The organism is Azospirillum sp. B4 (genome assembly GCF_000333275.1).
In the GTDB taxonomy this organism is placed as follows: Bacteria; Pseudomonadota; Alphaproteobacteria; order Azospirillales; family Azospirillaceae; genus Nitrospirillum.
In genome coordinates this window covers 1-1,811 of the sequence record NZ_BACU01000720.1, presented here as the reverse complement: position 1 = coordinate 1,811, position 1,811 = coordinate 1, and the positions used below count along the sequence as shown (strand labels likewise).

Here is a 1,811-nt window from a genome sequence, read left to right as displayed (position 1 = left end):
CATCTGCGTGTCTTCGCCTGGCCCAGCCGCTTCAGCGCGGACCCGGCGGCCGCCGGTTGTGGCGGATCGCGGGGCGCCACCCTGGCCCAGCCGACGGCCGACACGCGGGAACTGGTCCGGGTGGCGCTGAGCCTGGGGCGGCAGGTGTGGCGGTCGGGCGGGCGATTTGCCTCCGCCGGCGTGCTGCTGGACGGCCTGGTGGCGCCGGAGGAGGCGCCGAGGGCATTGCCAGGCCTGGCCCAGGAAGGCGACCCCGCCCGGTCGGCGGCGCTGATGGCGGCGCTGGATGACCTCAACCAGCGTATGGGGCTGCACACCGTGCGCCTGGCCGGTGCCGGCATGCCCGGTCGCCGGCGCTGGGCCCAGGCGCAGGACTGGCCGTCGCCCCGGTACACGACGCGCTGGGAGGACTTGCCGGTGGCCAGGGTGTGACGGTTATCTGGCTGCACCACTCAACGGGCGCGTGGCTTAAACGCCGGCCAGGGTGTTGGGCTGTGCCAACAGCAGCCCCTGAGGTGTAAGTACCACCCGAAACTCACCTTCCCGCTCGAACCAACCGCGGTTTGCGGCGGCCTCGACGGTCGACGTGCCTGCATAAGCGGCTGATTGGGGGGACGTTCCCCTGGCGATCTCCGGGTGTTCGTCACCCACCCAGTATCCTCCCGGCAGGCGCCGAAGTTTGCCGGAGGGTAGCGCCAGGCGCAGCGCCTGGAGCTGGGCTTGGGATGGTTGATGCTTGAGTCCACCGGTAGTCGCCGCCTCGCGCCGGATGTAGCCGTGGAGGGTCCTCATCTTATCTGACCTCACTGTCTGGCGGGCTGGCGTACGGCATTTCGACGTAGAAGGCGCTGAGGGCGGGGCCCATGTGCAGGACCTGGTTGACGGCGTCATCGACGTGATCCCGGGCCGCTTGAGGAGCTCGCCCGGAATGGGCGTCACGTCGTAAAGGCCAGCATCGGGATCCCATACCACGGAGTGGCCGACGAGGAGCAGCTCGCCGGCGCCGTCGGAGGCGGCCGTGGCCCAACCCCGGACGGCGCGGCATTCCGTACGCGCCTGGACCCACCTGTCCACGTTCCGGTGGCAGTCCGCCGGCGACGGGCGCCAGCTGCCCAGCGCCACGGCGCGAAGGGAACAGGGGCTGCGGACCCGAGGCCAGCGGTGAGCGCCCGCCTAAGTTCTTCCAGACCGGCCGTCATTCCGCCGCGTGGAGAACCTTGACCGCTTCCAGGTTGGGGGGGCTGCGCCGGGCCTTGGCCAGGTTGTAGCTGGTCTGGAGGTTGAGCCACAGTTCGACCGAGGTGTTGAAGCACTTGGCCAGGCGGAACGCTGTGTCGACAGTGAGCTCGGTTTCCTCGTTCACGACGCGCTCAATCCGCGTGCGAGGAACGTCGCAGGCCTTGGCCACCTTGCCGGCCGACAGGCCCAGCGGTTTCATGAATTCCTCGCGGAGGATTTCGCCGGGGTGGACCGGCCGTATGTTGAAGTTGATGGGGCTGTTGTCGGTTTCGTTGTCGCTGGGGTCGAAGTCGATCAGGGTCATGATGGGTCCGATGTGTCGACAATATGGGGTTCTGAGGGGTGGTACGGGGCCTGCAGGCCTCGACGCCCCTCCAGGAAGGTTGGCGCGGTTGCCGCGCGCCAACCTGTTTCCCCGGTGTCGATCAGAAAGATGTTCAGCAGAAGTTGGTTAAAGTCTCAGTGATAATCAGTGATTTCGATGTCGTGTATTTCGCCGTCTACGTGTCGGAAACAGATGCGCCATTGGTCATTGATGCGAATGGAATGTTGCCCTTTTCGTCACCTGCAAT

The 1,811-nt window shown here is 66.9% G+C and carries 2 protein-coding genes and 1 pseudogene; 1 reads left to right on the top strand and 2 read right to left on the bottom strand.

Features of this window, described 5'->3' with window-relative positions:
• A partial coding sequence (locus I55_RS39240; RefSeq protein WP_044564825.1) for a DUF4113 domain-containing protein occupies positions 1 to 432 on the top strand: 432 nt, incomplete at its 5' end.
• A 763-nt stretch (positions 433 to 1,195) separates the two neighbouring features.
• Here the strand turns inward: I55_RS39240 and I55_RS32230 are convergent.
• Together I55_RS32230 and I55_RS35280 are read right to left on the bottom strand one after the other, a co-directional pair.
• Entirely contained in the window at positions 1,196 to 1,543 is a 348-nt protein-coding gene (locus tag I55_RS32230) for a HigA family addiction module antitoxin (protein WP_083901623.1), read from the bottom strand.
• A gap of 155 nt (positions 1,544 to 1,698) precedes the next feature.
• Positions 1,699 to 1,800: pseudogene (locus tag I55_RS35280) on the bottom strand (type II toxin-antitoxin system RelE/ParE family toxin); the annotation flags it as partial.
• Positions 1,801 to 1,811 lie beyond the last annotated feature (11 nt).